The following is a 456-nucleotide window of genomic DNA, read 5'->3' as shown; positions in this document are numbered from 1 at the left end:
GGATTGGCGCCTGGCCTGACGCCCAGCGTGTGGCGTTTTATCTGGCTGGACGCGCGCCGTATACGCCAGTCGATACCGCAACGGTGCTTGCGTTACTCTCGCGCTATGGCTATGAAGTCAAAGCCGATATGACGGCGCGCGAGCAACAGCGGGTGATTATGGCGTTCCAGATGCACTTCCGTCCGGCGCAATGGAACGGTATCGCAGATGCCGAAACGCAGGCGATTGCCGAAGCATTACTGGAGAAGTACGGCCAGGATTAACGCGGTAAATTTCCGTGATCGCGCAGCCAGGCGGCGGTGCGCTCAATGCCTTCGTCCAGCGTGACGATGGGCTGGTAGCCCAGCTCGTCCTGCGCGCGAGTCGTATCGAGCGTAAAATCAAAATTCAGTTTTGACACGCCGTAATGCGTTAGCGGGGGCTCTTTGGCGGATTTTTTGCCGAAGCGCTCCATAC

At 58.3% G+C, this 456-nt stretch carries 2 pseudogenes; one reads left to right on the top strand and one right to left on the bottom strand.

Features of this window, described 5'->3' with window-relative positions:
• Positions 1-263: pseudogene (locus ACEWB7_RS17685) on the top strand (hypothetical protein); the annotation flags it as partial.
• Here the strand turns inward: ACEWB7_RS17685 and ACEWB7_RS17680 are convergent.
• A pseudogene (locus tag ACEWB7_RS17680) lies at positions 260-456 on the bottom strand (hypothetical protein); the annotation flags it as partial. The pseudogenes ACEWB7_RS17685 and ACEWB7_RS17680 sit on opposite strands and share 4 nt — an antisense overlap.

It is taken from the genome of Acinetobacter sp. NIOH-H-8 (assembly GCF_046635365.1).
Classification (GTDB): Bacteria; Pseudomonadota; Gammaproteobacteria; order Pseudomonadales; family Moraxellaceae; genus Acinetobacter.
Note: the sequence above shows the minus strand (reverse complement) of the source record. Positions and strands in the feature narration are given on the sequence as shown.